The organism is Gordonia zhaorongruii, from assembly GCF_007559005.1.
In the GTDB taxonomy this organism is placed as follows: domain Bacteria; phylum Actinomycetota; class Actinomycetes; order Mycobacteriales; family Mycobacteriaceae; genus Gordonia; species Gordonia zhaorongruii.
The window spans coordinates 2,964,509-2,980,648 of sequence record NZ_CP041763.1; the positions used below are offsets into that span (position 1 = coordinate 2,964,509).

General features: G+C 66.7%; 12 protein-coding genes. 5 read left to right on the forward strand and 7 right to left on the reverse strand.

The genetic code is table 11. The features are described from left to right. Positions 1-10 precede the first annotated feature (10 nt). The 4 genes from FO044_RS13730 to FO044_RS13745 form a co-directional block, all read right to left on the reverse strand. Entirely contained in the window at positions 11-1,291 is a 1,281-nt protein-coding gene (locus FO044_RS13730) for a lipase family protein (protein WP_132992422.1), read from the reverse strand. Positions 1,292-1,497: 206 nt separating this feature from the next. After that, entirely contained in the window at positions 1,498-2,805 is a 1,308-nt protein-coding gene (locus FO044_RS13735) for a lipase family protein (RefSeq protein ID WP_132992423.1), read from the reverse strand. 146 nt (positions 2,806-2,951) lie between these two features. Beyond that, positions 2,952-3,977 (reverse strand): aspartate-semialdehyde dehydrogenase, encoded by a 1,026-nt coding sequence (locus FO044_RS13740; RefSeq protein WP_132992424.1) that lies wholly within the window; start codon positions 3,975-3,977, stop codon positions 2,952-2,954. A gap of 5 nt (positions 3,978-3,982) precedes the next feature. Beyond that, a complete protein-coding gene (locus FO044_RS13745; protein ID WP_132992425.1) occupies positions 3,983-5,248 on the reverse strand; it encodes an aspartate kinase in 1,266 nt (421 codons plus the stop codon). Between the two features lie 181 nt (positions 5,249-5,429). Here FO044_RS13745 and FO044_RS13750 point away from each other — a divergent pair, with 181 nt between their 5' ends. The 3 genes from FO044_RS13750 (at position 5,430) to leuA (ending at position 10,266) form a co-directional block, all read left to right on the forward strand. Continuing rightward, positions 5,430-6,581 (forward strand): hypothetical protein, encoded by a 1,152-nt coding sequence (locus FO044_RS13750; RefSeq protein WP_132992426.1) that lies wholly within the window; start codon positions 5,430-5,432, stop codon positions 6,579-6,581. A gap of 106 nt (positions 6,582-6,687) precedes the next feature. After that, a complete protein-coding gene (locus FO044_RS13755) occupies positions 6,688-8,217 on the forward strand; it encodes an MFS transporter (RefSeq protein ID WP_132992427.1) in 1,530 nt (509 codons plus the stop codon). Between the two features lie 201 nt (positions 8,218-8,418). Further along, entirely contained in the window at positions 8,419-10,266 is a 1,848-nt protein-coding gene (gene leuA, locus FO044_RS13760; RefSeq protein ID WP_132992428.1) for a 2-isopropylmalate synthase, read from the forward strand. 64 nt (positions 10,267-10,330) lie between these two features. On the opposite strand, the gene FO044_RS13765 is transcribed toward leuA, so the two are convergent. The 3 genes from FO044_RS13765 to FO044_RS13775 form a co-directional block, all read right to left on the reverse strand. Next, positions 10,331-11,311, reverse strand: a complete 981-nt coding sequence (locus FO044_RS13765; RefSeq protein WP_132992429.1) for a helix-turn-helix transcriptional regulator — start codon at positions 11,309-11,311, stop codon at positions 10,331-10,333. 123 nt (positions 11,312-11,434) lie between these two features. Next, positions 11,435-12,502, reverse strand: coding sequence for an alpha/beta hydrolase (locus FO044_RS13770; RefSeq protein ID WP_132992430.1), 1,068 nt, complete (start codon positions 12,500-12,502; stop codon positions 11,435-11,437). 67 nt (positions 12,503-12,569) lie between these two features. Beyond that, positions 12,570-14,036, reverse strand: coding sequence for a sugar porter family MFS transporter (locus tag FO044_RS13775; protein ID WP_132992431.1), 1,467 nt, complete (start codon positions 14,034-14,036; stop codon positions 12,570-12,572). A gap of 108 nt (positions 14,037-14,144) precedes the next feature. Between FO044_RS13775 and FO044_RS13780 the strand changes: the two genes are divergently transcribed. Then, complete coding sequence (locus FO044_RS13780) at positions 14,145-15,425, forward strand: MurT ligase domain-containing protein (protein WP_186290556.1); 1,281 nt, start codon at positions 14,145-14,147, stop codon at positions 15,423-15,425. After that, positions 15,422-16,135, forward strand: a complete 714-nt coding sequence (locus FO044_RS13785; protein ID WP_132992432.1) for a type 1 glutamine amidotransferase — start codon at positions 15,422-15,424, stop codon at positions 16,133-16,135. Before FO044_RS13780 ends, FO044_RS13785 begins: the two co-directional genes overlap by 4 nt. Positions 16,136-16,140 lie beyond the last annotated feature (5 nt).

Here is a 16,140-nt window from a genome sequence, read left to right on the forward strand (position 1 = left end):
GGCGCCGGCGTCACCTGTTGAACTGCCCGAGCATGAAGCTGATCGCCGAGGGCAGCTTGCCGAGCATCGGCCACCCGTGGTTGATGACCATGCCGGGGAGGATCGGCGGCGCGTAGTCACGCGTCAGCGTCACATCGGCGCCCTTCGCGCGCCAGTCACGATAGAGCTGCACAACCTGTCCCGCCGGGACCACATCGTCGTTGTTCGCTATCGAGATCAGGACCGGGGCGTTCGGTTTCATGCGGCCGATTCGCTGGTCATCGACGATCTTCTCGAGCACCGGGGTGTCACGCACCACGGCGGCGAGCGACGTTCCGCTGCGCGTCCACTCACGTGTGTTCTGGAACCCGAAAGCCGCCAGCGTGTCCGGTATGCACTGTGTGGAAGCGTCCTTGGACGCCTGGCGGCCGCGCCGATTGAACTGTCGCTTCAGGACCGAGGCCGCACTCGGGTACCCCGCGGCGATCCCGTTGATCACGTATGCGTTAGCTCCCGCGATGAGCGTTCCGTCGATCTTGCTGATCAGCTTGCTCAGGTCGGCGGGCGGCGCACCTGCGTAGGTGCCCTTGATATTCAGTCCCGGCGCGTACGCCGAGGCGAGTTCGGCGGCCGAGGCTGCGGCACCGCCGCCCTGCGAGTAACCGGAGAAGCCGACGGGCGCATCCGGCGGCGCATCCGCCACCGAGAGACCCGCGCGTGCGGCGTCGAGCATCGCGCGACCGGACTCGAGGCGGTTCAAGTACGTGTGGACCCCCGGGGTCCCCATTCCGATGTAGTCGGTGGTGACCACCCGCACCCCGTTGAGGAGCAGCGGGTACATCTCCAGCCCCGTGTAGTTGACGCCGAGACTCAGCTTGTGCGGATCGATGCTCAGCGGGAAGCTCAGCATCCTGGAGCTCGCGCACTGATCGCCCTGCCCCACGGTGCCCGAACCGATCACCACCGTGGGACGTTCGCCTTCGCCTCTCCACTTCGCGGTCGGCTCCACGACGGTGCCGGTCACCGCCACCGGATCACCGTTCTGCCGCGTCGATGTGTACATGATGCGCTTGGCGTCACCCGGCCATTGATTGCCGATCCCCGGGATCTGCAGCAGGAGCGACTGCGCCTGGGTGCGGATGACCGACCCGGGATCGTCGTCGAACTTCGAGGGCGGCGTGTAGAAATCGCCGGCGGCGCCCGCATCACCGCCCGGTCCGGAGAGCAGCCCGACTGCAGTGACCGCGGCGACGAGCACCGCCATTCCCGGCCGGATCCGACTCGTACGCGAATGCGTCGCCGACGATCGCATGACGGAACTGTGCGGTTTTCTCATGGATGGAAACCTACCGCGCACCATCGTCCACATATGGGCTATCTCACGTCAAAAGCTCCTGCCCTGCACAGACCGAAGCACCGGTGGCGGCGTCGTCAAGACGCCGCCACCGGTGCGTGAAGGACTGTCGGGGCGTTCCTCGATCGGCCCCTCATCCGGTCCGGAGATGCGAACCGGGCGGGTCAGCTATCGAACTGCGTCAACAGGAAGTTGGTCGACGGCACGAGCTTGTCGAGCATCGGCAGCACATGATTGAGCGTCAGCCCCGGGAAGATCGGCGGGGTGTAGTTATTGGTCAGCTTCACGTCCGCACCCTGCTTGTTCCAGTCGCGGTACAACTGCGCGACCTGACCGTGCGGGATGACGTCGTCGTTGAAGCCACTCGAGAGGAGCACCGGTGCGTTCGGCTTGAGCTTCCCGATTCGCTGATCGTCGATCATCTTCTGGGCCTTCGGAATCCCCTTGACGACCTCACCCAGCGACTTCCCACTGCGCGTCCAGTCCTTGGTGCGCTGGAAGCCGAAGGCCAGTCCGGTGTCGGCGATGCACTGCGTCGCGACCTGCTTCAGTGCCTGACGGCCGTGTGCGTTGGTCTCCCGCTTGAGAATCGGAGCCAGCTCGGGGTATCGAGCATCGAGACCGTTGATCGCATAGCCGATCGCACCGGCGATGAACGTGCCGTCGATCCTGTTGATCACCTTGCTGAGGTCGGCAGGCGGCGCGCCCGCGTACGTCCCCTTGACGTTGAGGTCCGATGCGTAATCGGATGCCAGCTCGGCTGCCGATGCCGCTGCTCCGCCGCCCTGCGAGTAACCGGAGAATCCGACTGGCGCATCCTTCGGCGCCTTCGCGAACTTCAGACCGGCCCGCGCTGCATCGAGCATCGCGCGACCTGATTCCAGGCGGTTCACATATGTGTGGATGCCGGGCGTCCCCATGCCGATGTAGTCGGTCATCACGACGCGGACGCCGTTGATCAGCAGCAGGTTCATCTCCAGCGCCGAGTAGTTGACGCCGAGACTCGGCTTCAACGGGTCGATGCTCAGCGGGAAGCTCATCATCTTGGAGCCTGCGCACTGGTCGCCCTGCCCGATGGTGCCCGGGCCGAGCACGACCGTCGGACGTTCGCCCTTGCCGTTCCATTTCGCGGTGGGCTCGACCACGGTGCCGGTCACGGCGACCGGCTTGTCATCCTGCCGAGTGGAGGTGTACATGATCCGGGTCGCCGTACCGGGCCACTGGTTCTTGACTCCCGGGATCTGCAGGAGCAGCGGCGATGACTGACTCCGGATGATCGAGCCCGGGTCCGAGTCGAACGTCGACGGCGGGTTGTAGAAGTTGCCCGCAGCGTCCGCAGTGCTGGTCGCACCTACCGTGACGAGCCCCGCGGCGGTAACCGACGCGGCGAGAACGGCTACCGCAGATCGGATCCGACGCCGGCGTGGACTATAAGCAGCTGAACCTGAGACAGTTCCCCGAGTTTTTCTCATGAAAGCAATGTAGTGCACACTCGCGGTTACATGTAATCCGGGTCACCGCGCTTAGACCCCGGCGAGTAGCTCACGCAGCGGTGTGAACCCGTCGCAGACGACGAATGGCGGCGTCGATACGACGCCGCCATTCGTGTGAAGACAACTCAGACCAGCAGTTCCGCGATCTGCACCGTGTTCAGAGCTGCACCCTTGCGCAGATTGTCGCCCGCGACGAACAGCGCCAGACCACGCCCCTCCGGGGCGCCCGGATCCTGACGGATGCGACCGACGAGCGAGACGTCGCCGCCGGCTGCGTCGAGCGGAGTCGGTACGTCGACGACCTTGACGCCCGCGGCATCACCGAGGATCTTGCGAGCCTCCTCCGGCGTGACGGACTGGTCGAACTCCGCATTGATCGACAGCGAGTGCCCGGTGAAGACCGGGACGCGCACGCAGGTGCCGCTCACGAGCAGATCGGGCAGGTCGAGGATCTTGCGCGACTCGTTGCGCAGCTTCTGATCCTCGTCGGTCTCCTCCGAGCCGTCATCGACGATGTCGCCGGCCAGCGCGACCACGTTGAACGCGATCGGAGCAACATACTTCTCCGGCTCACCGAAGTCGACAGAGCTGCCATCGTGGACCAGTTTCTCGACGTCGTCGACGCCCTTGCGAACCTGACCGGCGAGCTCGGCCACACCTGCGAGTCCGCTACCCGAGACGGCCTGGTACGTGGAGACGATGAGGCGGTTGAGGCCCTTCGCATCGTGCAGCGCCTTCAGTACCGGCATCGCCGCCATGGTGGTGCAGTTCGGGTTCGCGACGATGCCCTTCGGCGGGTTCTTGGCGAGTTCGCCGTTCACCTCGGCCACCACCAGCGGCACATCGGGGTCCTTGCGCCACGCCGACGAGTTGTCGATCACGGTGACGCCTGCCTCCGCGAAGCGGGGGGCGTGCACCTTCGACATGGAACCGCCCGCCGAGAACAGCGCGATGTCGAGGCCGGTCGGGTCCGCGGTCGTCGCGTCCTCGATCTCGATCTCGCCGTCGCCCCATGGGAGCTTCTTGCCTGCCGAACGCGGCGATGCGAAGAACCGGATCTCGTCGACCGGGAAGTTCCGGTCGGCCAGAATCTGACGCATGACGCCGCCGACCTGACCGGTCGCACCCACCACTCCGAGTTTCACGCCCATGTCAGTTACCGCCCTGTTCCTGCGTAGACGACCGCTTCCTCGTCGCCGCCGAGATCGAAGGCCTCGTGCAGCACCTGAACGGCCTTGTCGAGGTCGTCGTCGCTGACGAGAACCGAGATGCGAATCTCGGAGGTCGAGATCAGCTCGATGTTGATACCGGCGTCGCTCAGCGACTCGCAGAACGTCGCCGTGACGCCCGGGTGGCTCTTCATGCCCGCACCGACGAGCGACACCTTGCCGATGTTGTCGTCGTACAGAACCTCGACGAAGCCGATCTCGTCTTTCAGTTTGCCGAGTTCCTCGACCGCCACCGGTCCGAGTTCCTTCGGCATGGTGAAGGTGATGTCGGTCTTGCCGGTGTCGACTCTCGAGACGCCCTGCAGCACCATGTCGATGTTGATCTCGGCGTCGGCGACTGCGCGGAACACCTTGGCGGCGTAGCCCGGCTTGTCTTCGAGGCCGACGATGGTGACCTGCGCTTCGCTGTCATCGTGCGCAACACCGGTGAGAATCGCTTCTTCCACGGGAATGTCCTCCATAGAGCCGGACACCAGGGTGCCCGGGATTTTCGAGTACGACGAGCGCACATGAACGGGAACGTTGTAGGCACGTGCGTATTCCACGCACCGCAGCATCAGAACCTTGGCACCGCACGCCGCGAGCTCGAGCATCTCCTCGAAGGAGACCTTGTCGAGCCGCCGAGCGTTGGAGACGATGCGCGGATCCGACGTGTAGATGCCGTCCACGTCGGTGTAGATCTCGCAGACATCCGCCTCCAGGGCGGCCGCGAGGGCGACGGCTGTCGTGTCCGAGCCGCCGCGGCCGAGCGTGGTCACGTCCTTGGTGTCCTGCGAGACACCCTGGAACCCGGCCACGAGCACGATCTTGCCGTCGTCGAGTGCGCCGCGGACACGTCCGGGCGTGACGTCGATGATCTTGGCCTTGCCGTGGCTGGACGTCGTGATGACGCCCGCCTGTGAGCCGGTGAAGGACTGCGCCTCTTCACCGAGGGACTCGATCGCCATCGCAACGAGCGCGTTGGAGATCCGCTCGCCCGAGGTGAGGAGCATGTCCATCTCACGCACGGGTGGATCGTCGGTCACCTGCTCCGCCAGATCGAGCAGTTCGTCTGTGGTGTCTCCCATCGCAGAAACGACCACCACAACGTCGTTACCTGCGCGCTTGGTCTCCACGATGCGCTCGGCAACCTTGCGGATGCGTTCGGCATCCCCAACGGACGAGCCACCGTATTTCTGGACCACCAGTGCCACGTTGTGCACCTTTCTTCGCTTCTACGCTTCATCGAGAGCGTTCTTCGGTCAGGGGTCAACCTTACCGGTCCCGTCAGCCGTGTCGTAGCTGCCACAGAATCCTGTGACGCCCACAACTCCCAGGCAACCCCCAGATGGCGGCCAGGATCGACGGCGCGACTGACCCGTAGCATCGTCCGGGATGAAATTCGCATTCCGGTGGACACCCGCCGTCGCGGCGGTGGTCGTCTACCTGATCGTTCGCCTCGTCGGCGTGCTCGTCCTCGCATGGTTCGGCACCCTTCACGACGTCCCCCTCGGCACAGCGCTAACCCAGTGGGACGGCGAATGGATGCTGAACATCGCGGAGTTCGGCTACGACGGTGTCCCGGAGTCCGCGACGGACGCCCAGGGGCTGCACACCGATACGACGGCGTACGCCTTCTTCCCCGGCTACCCGCTCACGGTGGGTGCGATCGCGACGCTCCCGTTCGTCACGCCGTTCGGCGCGGCACTGGCGGTCAACGTGGTCGTCGGCGCATTCGCCGCCGTCGCGGTGGCGCGCTTGGGCACGATCTGCGCACAGCGGATGCGCTCGGGCGCCTCGGAGCGCACGGCCCGCAACGCCGGCAACCTGCTCGTCGTGCTCTTCGCGGCCGCACCGATGGGCGTCGTTCTCTCTATGACGTACACCGAGGCCCTGTTCTGCGCGCTCGCCGCATGGGCTCTCGTCGGGATCCTCGATGAGCGATGGCTGATCGCCGGTTTAAGCGCGTTGGCCGTCGGACTCGTCCGGCCGACCGGCATCGCGGTCGTCCTCGTCGTCATGCTCGCCGCCACGCTGGCCCGCCGGAACGGCACGCGAGCGTGGATCGCGGGCATCCTCGCACCACTCGGTTACGTGACGTACATGTGCGTCGTGTGGGCGAAGACCGGATCGCCGTCCGGATGGTTTCGCATCCAGACGCACGGCTGGGGCACTCGTTTCGACGGTGGAGAAGCAACGGTTCAGTTCCTGTACGAGTCCCTCACGGGCGCCTTGGACGCGGTGTCGATCCTCAGCGCGCTCCTCGTCATCGCGACCCTCGCATTACTGGTGTGGTCATTCGTCGACCGGCTTCCCTGGCCGGTCCTGATGTACGGCGTCCTGGTGACCGCATCCGTTCTACTGTCGAGCGGTTTGATGCCGTCGCGACCGCGGCTGCTGCTGCCGGCGTTCGTGCTGCTGATCCCCATCGCGCTCCGTCTCGCACGTGCGTCCCGGATGGCGGCGATCTCGATCGCCGTCGGGATCTGCCTATTGTCGGCGTGGTTCGGCGCCTACATGCTGACGGTCTTCGACTTCGCCATCTGAGGACGCGCCCGCACCGTCGTCGCGGCCCGCACCGGCTCGCCGACTCCCGCTTCCACGCGTAGCCTGACCTGGTCGCATCCACCCGCCACGCCGTCAGGAGTGCAGCATGACGTCCTCCGCGGCCGCCGACGGATCGACTCCCCCGGCGGCATCACGCCGGACATGGCTCGGCCTGTTCGTTCTGCAGCTGCCCGTGCTCCTCGTCTCGATGGACTTCTCCGTTCTGTATCTGGCGATGCCGACGATCAGCGACGCTCTCGATCCCTCAGCGACGAACCAGCTGTGGATTCTCGACATCTACGGGTTCATGATCGCCGGGCTCCTCATCACGATGGGCAACGTCGGCGATCGCATCGGGCGGCGCCGGATCCTCCTCGCCGGCGCTGCCCTGTTCGGGATCGCGTCGGCGATCGCAGCGTTCGCCCCGAGCGCTGGGGCCCTCATCGCGGCACGCGCGCTCATGGGCATCGGCGGCGCGACTCTGATGCCGGCGAGCCTCTCGTTGATCGCCAACATGTTCCGGCGTCCCGATGAGCGCGGTCGGGCGATCGGCGTGTGGACCGCCGCATTCGCGGGCGGCGCGGCGATCGGACCGGTCATCGGCGGGCTTCTGCTGCACCAGTTCTGGTGGGGAATCGTCTTCCTGATCAACGTGCCGGTCCTCGCGGTCCTCTTCCTCGCCGGACCGTCCCTTCTCCCCGAGTTCCGGGCGGCGCGCACCGATCCCTTCGACTTCGTCGGAGTCGTTCTCTCCCTGCTGGGCATCCTGCCCGCCGTCTACGCGGTGAAGACCTTCGCCGCCGAGGGGATCACGACGACCGCCGTCATCACCGGGGTCGTCGGGATCGTGATGCTGCCCGCGTTCATCTGGCACCAACGGCGCTCGCGCGCACCGCTTCTCACGCTGTCACTGTTCCGTGATCCCGCTACCTGCGCCGCGCTGGCGATCGCACTGGTCGGCATGATGTCCGAGGGCGGGATCGCCTACCTCGCCAACGTGTACCTCCAGTCGGTGCTCGGCCACGACGTACTCGTGGCTGCGCTCGCGGGCATCCCGATGGCCGTCACGATCGCGGTCTTCTCCGTGTACGCGAACCGCCTCACCCGACGGATCGGCATCCGGTTCGCTCTCGCCGGATCCGTCCTGCTGGCAGCGATCGCGAACATCGGCTTGCTGGCGTTGAGCACGTCGAGCGCGCTGTGGATCTTCATGACACTGACCGCGATCGCCGGCGTCGGGTTCGGAATCCAGTTCTCGCTCGTATCCGACGTGGTCGTCGGCTCCGCACCACCGGAGAAGTCCGGGGCGGCGTCCGGTATCTCGGAGACCAGTTTCGAGCTGGGCACCGCGCTCGGTCTCGCCCTCCTCGGTTCCCTCGCGACGGCGGTCTTCCTGTCGCGGGACGACGGATACGGATTCGCCGACTCTCTCGGCGAGACCCTGAAGCGGGCCGACGATCTCGGACCGGCGGGCGACGTGCTCTCCGGAGCTGCGCAGCTGGCCTTCGTCGACGGCTTCCACGCCGCTGCCCTCACCGGCGGTGCGCTCCTCGCGCTCCTGTCCGTCGTCGTGCTGTTCGTGATGCGCGATCACGGGCGCGACGGCTCGCATTCACCTGCGGAGAACGTCGTCTGAACCGTCTCACCCGGTGTCGGCATCGCGCACCGGGGCGCCGGACTCCTCGAACCGACCGGGATCACGGTGCTACGATCGAGACATGCAGCGCGCACTCCTCCTCGGTTGCCGCGGCGGGGTCTAACACGACCGGCCCTCCGTCGCGGGGCCTCTCTACGCGCCGGTCAACCCCACTTTTCTGATTCAGGAGATTGACCAATCATGGCACCAGCCGACGCATTCACTTCCGGACCGAGCCGCATCGTCGAGCCGGCCGGTCCCATCCCCGACGGCCAGCCCAGCTGGAATCCGCAACGCACCTCTGCGATGCCCGTCCACCGCTACCGCAGCTTCACCGACGAGGTCGAGCGCATAGCCCTGCCCGACCGCACCTGGCCCGAGAAGGTCATCGACAAGGCGCCGCTGTGGTGCGCGGTCGACCTCCGTGACGGCAATCAGGCCCTCATCGACCCGATGAGCCCGGCCCGCAAGCGCCGCATGTTCGATCTGCTGGTCCGCATGGGATACAAGGAGATCGAGGTCGGATTCCCGTCTGCGAGCCAGACCGACTTCGACTTCGTCCGCGAGATCATCGAAGACGGCGCGATCCCCGACGACGTCACCATCCAGGTGCTGACGCAGTGCCGTCCGGAACTGATCACCCGCACCTTCGAGGCCTGCGAAGGCGCGTCGGACGTGATCGTGCACTTCTACAACTCGACATCGATCCTGCAGCGTCGCGTGGTGTTCCGCGCCGACCGGGAGGCGATCACCAAGATCGCGGTCGACGCCGCGCACCTCGTCCTCGAGGAGCAGAAGAAGTACTCCGACACGAACTGGCGCTACCAGTACTCACCGGAGTCGTACACCGGCACCGAGCTGACCTACGCCAAGGAGATCTGCGACGCGGTCACCGAGGTCATCGCTCCGACCCCGGAACGTCCGATGATCATCAACCTCCCCGCCACGGTGGAGATGGCGACTCCGAACGTGTACGCCGATTCCATTGAGTGGATGAGCCGCAACCTCGCCCGCCGCGACTCGATCATCCTGAGCCTGCATCCGCACAACGACCGCGGCGAGGGTGTCGCGGCCGCCGAGCTCGGCTACATGGCAGGAGCGGACCGCATCGAGGGCTGCCTGTTCGGCAACGGCGAGCGCACCGGAAACGTGTGCCTGGTGACCCTCGGCATGAACATGTTCAGCCGCGGCGTCGATCCGCAGATCAACTTCGCCGACATCGACGAGATCCGTCGCACCGTCGAGTACTGCAACCAGTTGAACGTTCCCGAGCGCCATCCGTACGGCGGCGACCTCGTCTACACCGCGTTCTCAGGCAGCCACCAGGACGCCATCAACAAGGGCCTGGACCAGATGAAGATCGACGCCGACACGGCCGACAAGGATGTGGAGGACCTGCTCTGGCAGGTCCCGTACCTGCCTATCGATCCGAAGGACGTCGGCCGTAACTACGAAGCCGTCATCCGCGTGAACAGCCAGTCCGGCAAGGGCGGCGTCGCGTACATCATGAAGGCGGACCACGGACTGGACCTGCCACGCCGACTCCAGATCGAGTTCAGCCGCGGAATCCAGAAGCTCACCGACGGCGAGGGCGGCGAGATCAACGCCAAGGGAATGTGGGACGAGTTCGCCCGCCAGTACCTCGACCCGATCACGCCGTTGGAGGGCATCCGTCGCAAGCTCGACACGTCGGAGGACGAAGACGGAGATGACACCATCACCGCGACGGTGAAGGTCGACGGCGTCGAGAAGGAGATCAGCGGCAGCGGCAACGGCCCGCTCGCCGCGTTCATCGACTCGCTGTCGACGATCGGCTACGAGGTCCGCATTCTGGATTACTCCGAACATGCGATGACCGCCGGTGACGACGCGAGTGCGGCGTCGTACGTGGAGACCGAGATCAACGGCCAGACCGTGTGGGGCGTGGGCATCGCATCGTCGATCACCACCGCGAGCCTGCGTGCCGTGGTGTCCGCCGTGAACCGTGCGCACCGCGCGACGACCGTCGTTGAGAAGGCCGCCGAGGGCGCTCGCACCTGGGCTCCCTGACGAGCGGTCGCGATGGGCCGGCGCTGCGGTTCAGCGTCGGCACGTCAGAGTCCGGTCCCGGGCGTCACCGTCCGGCGAGGTACAGCGCCCGTGATTCACGGGCGTTGCGTCCCCGCAATTCGTGGAGCATCTCGGGCGGTATGTCCAGGAACTCGTAGTCGGCGTCGAGACCGCCCATCGCGACAGCGATCCAGCGGGTGTCGTCTACCTGCAGGGTGATCAGCGCCCCGTCGGGGTGGTCCTCGACGTCTGCGTGGCGTCCGATCCGTGCGCGGACCAGATCCGGACCGGTATGCGCGAGGACCGTCACCGTGTGCTGCTCACCGCGACCTGCCCGAAGACTGTTGCGCACGTACGCGGCCGGATCGTCGCCCGGCACCCGGCGCGGGGCGAAGTGCCGCCTCTCCGGTCGGGCCTCATGCAATCGGTCGAGACGGAAGGTCCGCCAGTCCTGGCGGTCGAGATCGTAGGCGAGCAGATACCAACGACGCCCCACCGGAACCAGCCGCAGGGGTTCCACGCGCCTGCGGCCCGGTGAGCTCTTCGCCCGCGCTGCGGGCGCGTAGTGAAAGCTCAGTTCGGTGGCATCGCGGCAGGCCAAAGCTGCCGTGGTGAGCGCCTCCGCGTCGACGGTCGGGGCGTTCTCGACTCCGTCGATCGTCACGCTCATGGCACGCAGAGCGTCGGCTCGCCGCCGGAGTTTCGGAGGCAGGACCTGGGTCACCTTCGCGAGTGCCCGGATGGACGCCTCGGCCAGGCCGGCCGCGGAGCCGGAGGCCGCGGTCCGCAGCGCCGCGACGATGGCGACCGCTTCCTCCTCATCGACGACGAGCGGAGGGAGCGACCCACCGGGTGCCAGTTGATAGCCGCCACCCGTACCGCGGACCGACTCGACCGGGTACCCGAGCTCGCGGAGCCGTTCGACGTCGCGACGCACCGTCCGCTCAGTGGTGTCCAGGCGGACGGCGAGGTCGGCGGCCGCCCACATGCGGTGCGCCTGAAGCAGCGCGAGCAGCTTCAGCGTTCTCGTCGTCGTATCGGCCATGGATCCGATCATGCCCCATGCAGCGGACAGGAATCGTCCGGAAACCCGAGACCGAGCGGCGGAGTGCCGGGTCCGGATGGGCGTGGCCTCCGCCGAGACGGAGACGAACCAGGTTGGGACGGTCTAGTTCACCGCGTCCATGGCCTTCGCGGCGGCTTCGCCCAGGCGAGCGACGACGGCACGCGCCGTCGGACTGATGAGTCCCATGTTGACGAATCCGTGAATCATGCCGCTCGCGCGTTCGAGCGTCACCGTGACGCCGGCGCGTTCGAGGGCTTCCGCGTAATCGATCCCCTCGTCGCGCAGGGGGTCGAATCCGCCGACCACGATATGCGCGGGAGGGAGGCCGTCGAGGCGGCCGGCGATCGGAGACACCCGTGGATCGTCGTAGTCATCTGCTGAAGGCACGTACGTGTCACGGAAGTAGTCGATCTCCTCTCCGGTCAGGAAGAGGCCCGTCGCGAACTCCCGTCGCGACGCCCGCTCGTGCGAGAAGTCTGCCACCGGGTAGATCAGCAGCTGTGCACACGGCTGTATCGCGTCATCGCGCACCTGCTGGGCGACGACGGCACTGAGGTTCCCGCCCGCCGAATCCCCGGCGATCGCTGTCTTCCGCGGATCCAGACCCCAGTCCTGAGCCCTGCTGACCGCGTACCGGTATGCGGCGACCGCATCGTCGACCGCTGCGGGGAAGACGTGCTCAGGCGCCAACCGGTAGTCCACCGACAGCACGTCGGCGCCGGACGCGACGGCGAGTGCCCGCACGAGCGAATCGTGGCTGGCCCGGCTCCCGACGACGAATCCGCCGCCGTGATAGAAGACGATCAGTCCCCGAGCACCTGCTGTGTCCACGCGGTACCGGGTCGCGGGGATCGGTCCGGCGTCCGAGGGAATCAGGAGGTCTTCTTCCACGGCGAACGGCTCGAAGGCCTGCGCCATCGCGGTCGACGACTGGTCGAGGGCGACCCGAGCCTCGGGGACGGTGCCGCTCATCAGGGCGACTCCGGGAACGTACTGTGCGGCTGCCCCGATGGCGGCCATCTCAGGAGCCAGCCGTTCCCCATCACTGTTCACGCGCATCGCCCGCGACAGCGCCGAATGTGCAGCGCCGGGCATTCGCCCCAGCGCACGCAGCGCGGAACGTTGCGCACGGCTTCGGAGGGACAATCGGACAGCGGTTGCTCGGCTCACGACTGCCGAACTTACCACTAAGCGTTGTAACGTAAGTTCGCCAGGATCCGGCCTGGCACAGATGTGCTCAGCGTTGCTCGTCCACGATCCCCGACATCGCGTCCATGTCCTCGAGGGACTTGCCCTTGGTCTCCTGGACGAACTTCGCCACGAATGCGAGCGAGAGCAGCGCGAACATCGTGTACAGGCCGTACGCGATGCCCAGGTTGAACGTCTTGAGACCCGGGAACGAGATCGTGACCAGCCAGTTGGTCGCCCACTGCCCTGCGGCTGCCAACGAGAGCGCGGCCGCCCGGAACCGGTTCGGGAACATCTCGCCGAGGAGCACCCAGACGATCGGCCCCCAGCTCATACCGAAGAACACGACGAACAGGTTCGCCGCGACGAGGGCAACGGGTCCAGCGATATCGCCGAGTTGCGGAGCACCGTCGACGACGGTCGAGGTGGCGAAGCACGCCGCCATCGTTCCCAGAGTGACGGTCATACCCGCCGAACCGACCAGCAGCAGCGGCTTGCGGCCCACCCGGTCGACGAGCGCGATCGCGATGATCGTGGTCAGCACGTTCACCACCGAGGTGAAGACGCTGATGGCGAACGACTGGCTCTCATCGAAGCCGGCCGCCTCCCAGAGGATGTTCGAGTAGTAGAAGATCACGTTGATGCCGACGGCCTGCTGGAAGACCGACAGCAGCAGGCCCAGCCACACCACCGGGTACACGCCTCCGCTCGGGCGGATCATGTCCCGCCACGACGACTTCTTCTCGGTCACCAGACTGGAGCGGATCCGTTCCACGGTGATCTCCAGATCGCGTTCGCCGAGCAGTCGCTCGAGGACGGCACGCGCCTCCGGGAGCCGCTGCTGCGAGATCAGGAACCGCGGCGACTCGGGAATCGTGTTCGCCAGGACCCCGTAGACGACGGCCGGAATCGCCATCGTCAGGAACATCCATCGCCAGGCCTCCCAGCCCAGCCACAGCTCCTCGCTCGCGCCGCCCGCGAGATGAGCGAGCAACCAGTCCACGAGCAGCGAGGCGAAGATGCCCAGAACGATCGCCATCTGCTGCAGCGAGCCGAGCCTGCCGCGCAGATGGGCGGGCGAGGTCTCGGCGATGTAAGCGGGCGCGATCACCGATGCGATACCCACACCCACACCGCCGATCACCCGGAAGAAGACCAGCGTCCAGAGGTTGTCGATGAGGAGATCACCGAGTCCGGCACCGATGGCGCTGACCAAGAAGAACACCGCGGCGATCTTCATCACGCGCAACCGGCCGATCCGGTCGGCTATGCGACCGGCGAGCATCGCACCGCCGGCCGCGCCCAGGAGCGCGGAGGCGACCGCGAATCCCAGATAGAGGTCGCCGACGCCGAAATGATCCTTGATGGAGCTGACAGCACCGTTGATGACGGCGCTGTCGTAGCCGAACAGCAGTCCGCCGAGGGCTGCGACCGAAGCGATCCGGACGGCACCCTGCCCGGACTCACCACCGCCCTGAGCGGGCTCGACACCGGATACCGCACTGCCGTCAGCCATATGCACAACCTCTGTATGTCACGTCGCGATCTGCGTGGGCAGAAACGTATCACCGCGACGGGGTCCCAGACTCACTGTCCGCCACCGCCGGTGTGGGAAACTTGTGGAATGCCGCAAGCTTCCCGCCTGCCCGTCCGCACGCGAACCGCCTTGGCCGCCGCCGCATCCGCCCGTTGGGCTTCGCGTACCGCGGGCCGGGGCAAGGGATCGATGATCGGCGGGCTGATCGCCGAGAAGATCGACCCCCGCATCATGTCCCGCCTCGCGGCGGGGAAGCGGACCGCGCTCGTCACCGGAACCAACGGCAAGTCGACCACCACGCGCATGACGGCGGCTGCCCTCGCCGGGCTCGGTGAGGTGGCGACCCAGGCCGACGGCGCCAATATGGACGCGGGCATCATCGCGACGCTGAGCCTGCACCCGAAGGCGCGGCTGTGCGCCCTCGAGGTGGACGAACTCCACGTGCCGAGCGTCGCCGACAACACCGCTCCCGAGGTCCTCACCCTGCTGAATCTCTCCCGTGATCAGCTCGACCGCGTCGGCGAGATCAGCACGATCGAGAAGCGACTGCGCGACGCGGTCGACTCCCACCCGGAGACGACTGTCGTCGCCAACTGCGACGACGTGCTGGTCACCTCCGCGGCTTTCGACGGCCGCAACGTGGTGTGGGTCGCCGCAGGCGCCGCGTGGGTGGGCGACTCGATCGGCTGCCCACGAACCGGTGAACCCATCGTCCGCAACGGGGACGACTGGTATTCCACTGGCGACGCGAACTTCCGCCGTCCTGCCCCGCAGTGGCGGTTCGACGACGAGAACGTTTACGGCCCCAACGGTTTCCAGGCGCCGATGCGACTCAAGGTGCCCGGCCGGGCCAACCGGGGGAACGCCGCACAGGCGATCGCCACGGCCGTCACGATGGGCGCGGACCCGGCAGCTGCCGTCCGTGCCGTCGAGACGGTCGGAAACGTTGCGGGGCGCTACGGAGTGCAGCGTCTCGGCGAGCACCGGGTACGCACCTTGCTCGCGAAGAATCCGGCCGGTTGGCAGGAAGCCCTGTCGATGGTCGACGACCAGGCGGACAGTCTCGTGATCGCCGTCAACGGACAGGTCCCCGATGGCGAGGACCTGTCGTGGCTGTGGGACGTGCGATTCGAGGCGTTCGAGAGCACCCGCGTGATCGCATCCGGCGAACGGGCGGCGGACCTGTCCGTGCGGCTCCTGTACGCGGGCGCTGAGCACACGGTGACCGATGACCCGTTCGCAGCGATCGAATCGTGTCCACCGGGACGCGTCGAGGTACTCGCGAACTACACCGCCTTCCGGGATCTCGCGATCGCGATGGAACGTGCCGGTGCGACGCCCGCAGACGACGAAGAGGATGTCCGATGAGCGAATCGACTGTTCGGATCGGCCTGGTCCTGCCCGATGTGATGGGCACCTACGGAGACGGCGGGAATGCGCTCATTCTGCGGCAACGGGCCCGGATGCGCGGCCTCGACGCCGAGATAGTCCCCATCACCCTCGACGACGCCGTTCCGGATTCGCTCGACGTGTACACGTTGGGTGGGGCCGAGGATGCCGCCCAGCGCCTCGCGACCCGGCATCTGACCGACCACCCCGGTCTGCAGCGCGCGGCACAGGCGGGGCGCCCGGTGCTGGCGATCTGCGCCGCCATCCAGGTTCTCGGCCACTGGTACGAGACGTCGGCGGGCGAGCGCGTATCGGGTATCAGCATGTTCGACCTGACGACGGCGCCGCGTGAGTCCCGCGCCATCGGCGAACTCGTCACCACCCCGGTGATCGACGGATTGACCGAGCCCCTGTGCGGGTTCGAGAATCACCGCGGTGCGACGACTCTCGGTGCGGCCGCGAAACCACTCGGACGTGTCCGGCACGGTGTCGGGAACGGGGCGGCCGACCGCGTGGAGGGGGTCGTCCAAGGCAGCGTCATCGGCACGTACATGCACGGACCGCTGCTCGCCCGCAACCCCGAACTGGCCGACTACCTGCTGGCACAGGCGACCGGAACGAATCTGGAGCCACTCGATCTTCCGCAGGTGGACCGCCTGCGGCGCGAGCGACTCGCGGCTGCCCGCTAGCGCAG

Excerpts from the sequence above, each read along its gene's own strand:
- FO044_RS13730 (WP_132992422.1), bottom strand. The coding sequence starts at position 1,291 with ATGCGATCGTCGGCGACGCATTCGCGTACGAGTCGGATCCGGCCGGGA.
- FO044_RS13735 (WP_132992423.1), bottom strand. The coding sequence starts at position 2,805 with ATGAGAAAAACTCGGGGAACTGTCTCAGGTTCAGCTGCTTATAGTCCA.
- FO044_RS13740 (WP_132992424.1), bottom strand. The coding sequence starts at position 3,977 with ATGGGCGTGAAACTCGGAGTGGTGGGTGCGACCGGTCAGGTCGGCGGC.
- FO044_RS13750 (WP_132992426.1), top strand. The coding sequence starts at position 5,430 with ATGAAATTCGCATTCCGGTGGACACCCGCCGTCGCGGCGGTGGTCGTC.
- FO044_RS13755 (WP_132992427.1), top strand. The coding sequence starts at position 6,688 with ATGACGTCCTCCGCGGCCGCCGACGGATCGACTCCCCCGGCGGCATCA.
- leuA (WP_132992428.1), top strand. The coding sequence starts at position 8,419 with ATGGCACCAGCCGACGCATTCACTTCCGGACCGAGCCGCATCGTCGAG.
- FO044_RS13765 (WP_132992429.1), bottom strand. The coding sequence starts at position 11,311 with ATGGCCGATACGACGACGAGAACGCTGAAGCTGCTCGCGCTGCTTCAG.
- FO044_RS13775 (WP_132992431.1), bottom strand. The coding sequence starts at position 14,036 with ATGGCTGACGGCAGTGCGGTATCCGGTGTCGAGCCCGCTCAGGGCGGT.
- FO044_RS13780 (WP_186290556.1), top strand. The coding sequence starts at position 14,145 with ATGCCGCAAGCTTCCCGCCTGCCCGTCCGCACGCGAACCGCCTTGGCC.
- FO044_RS13785 (WP_132992432.1), top strand. The coding sequence starts at position 15,422 with ATGAGCGAATCGACTGTTCGGATCGGCCTGGTCCTGCCCGATGTGATG.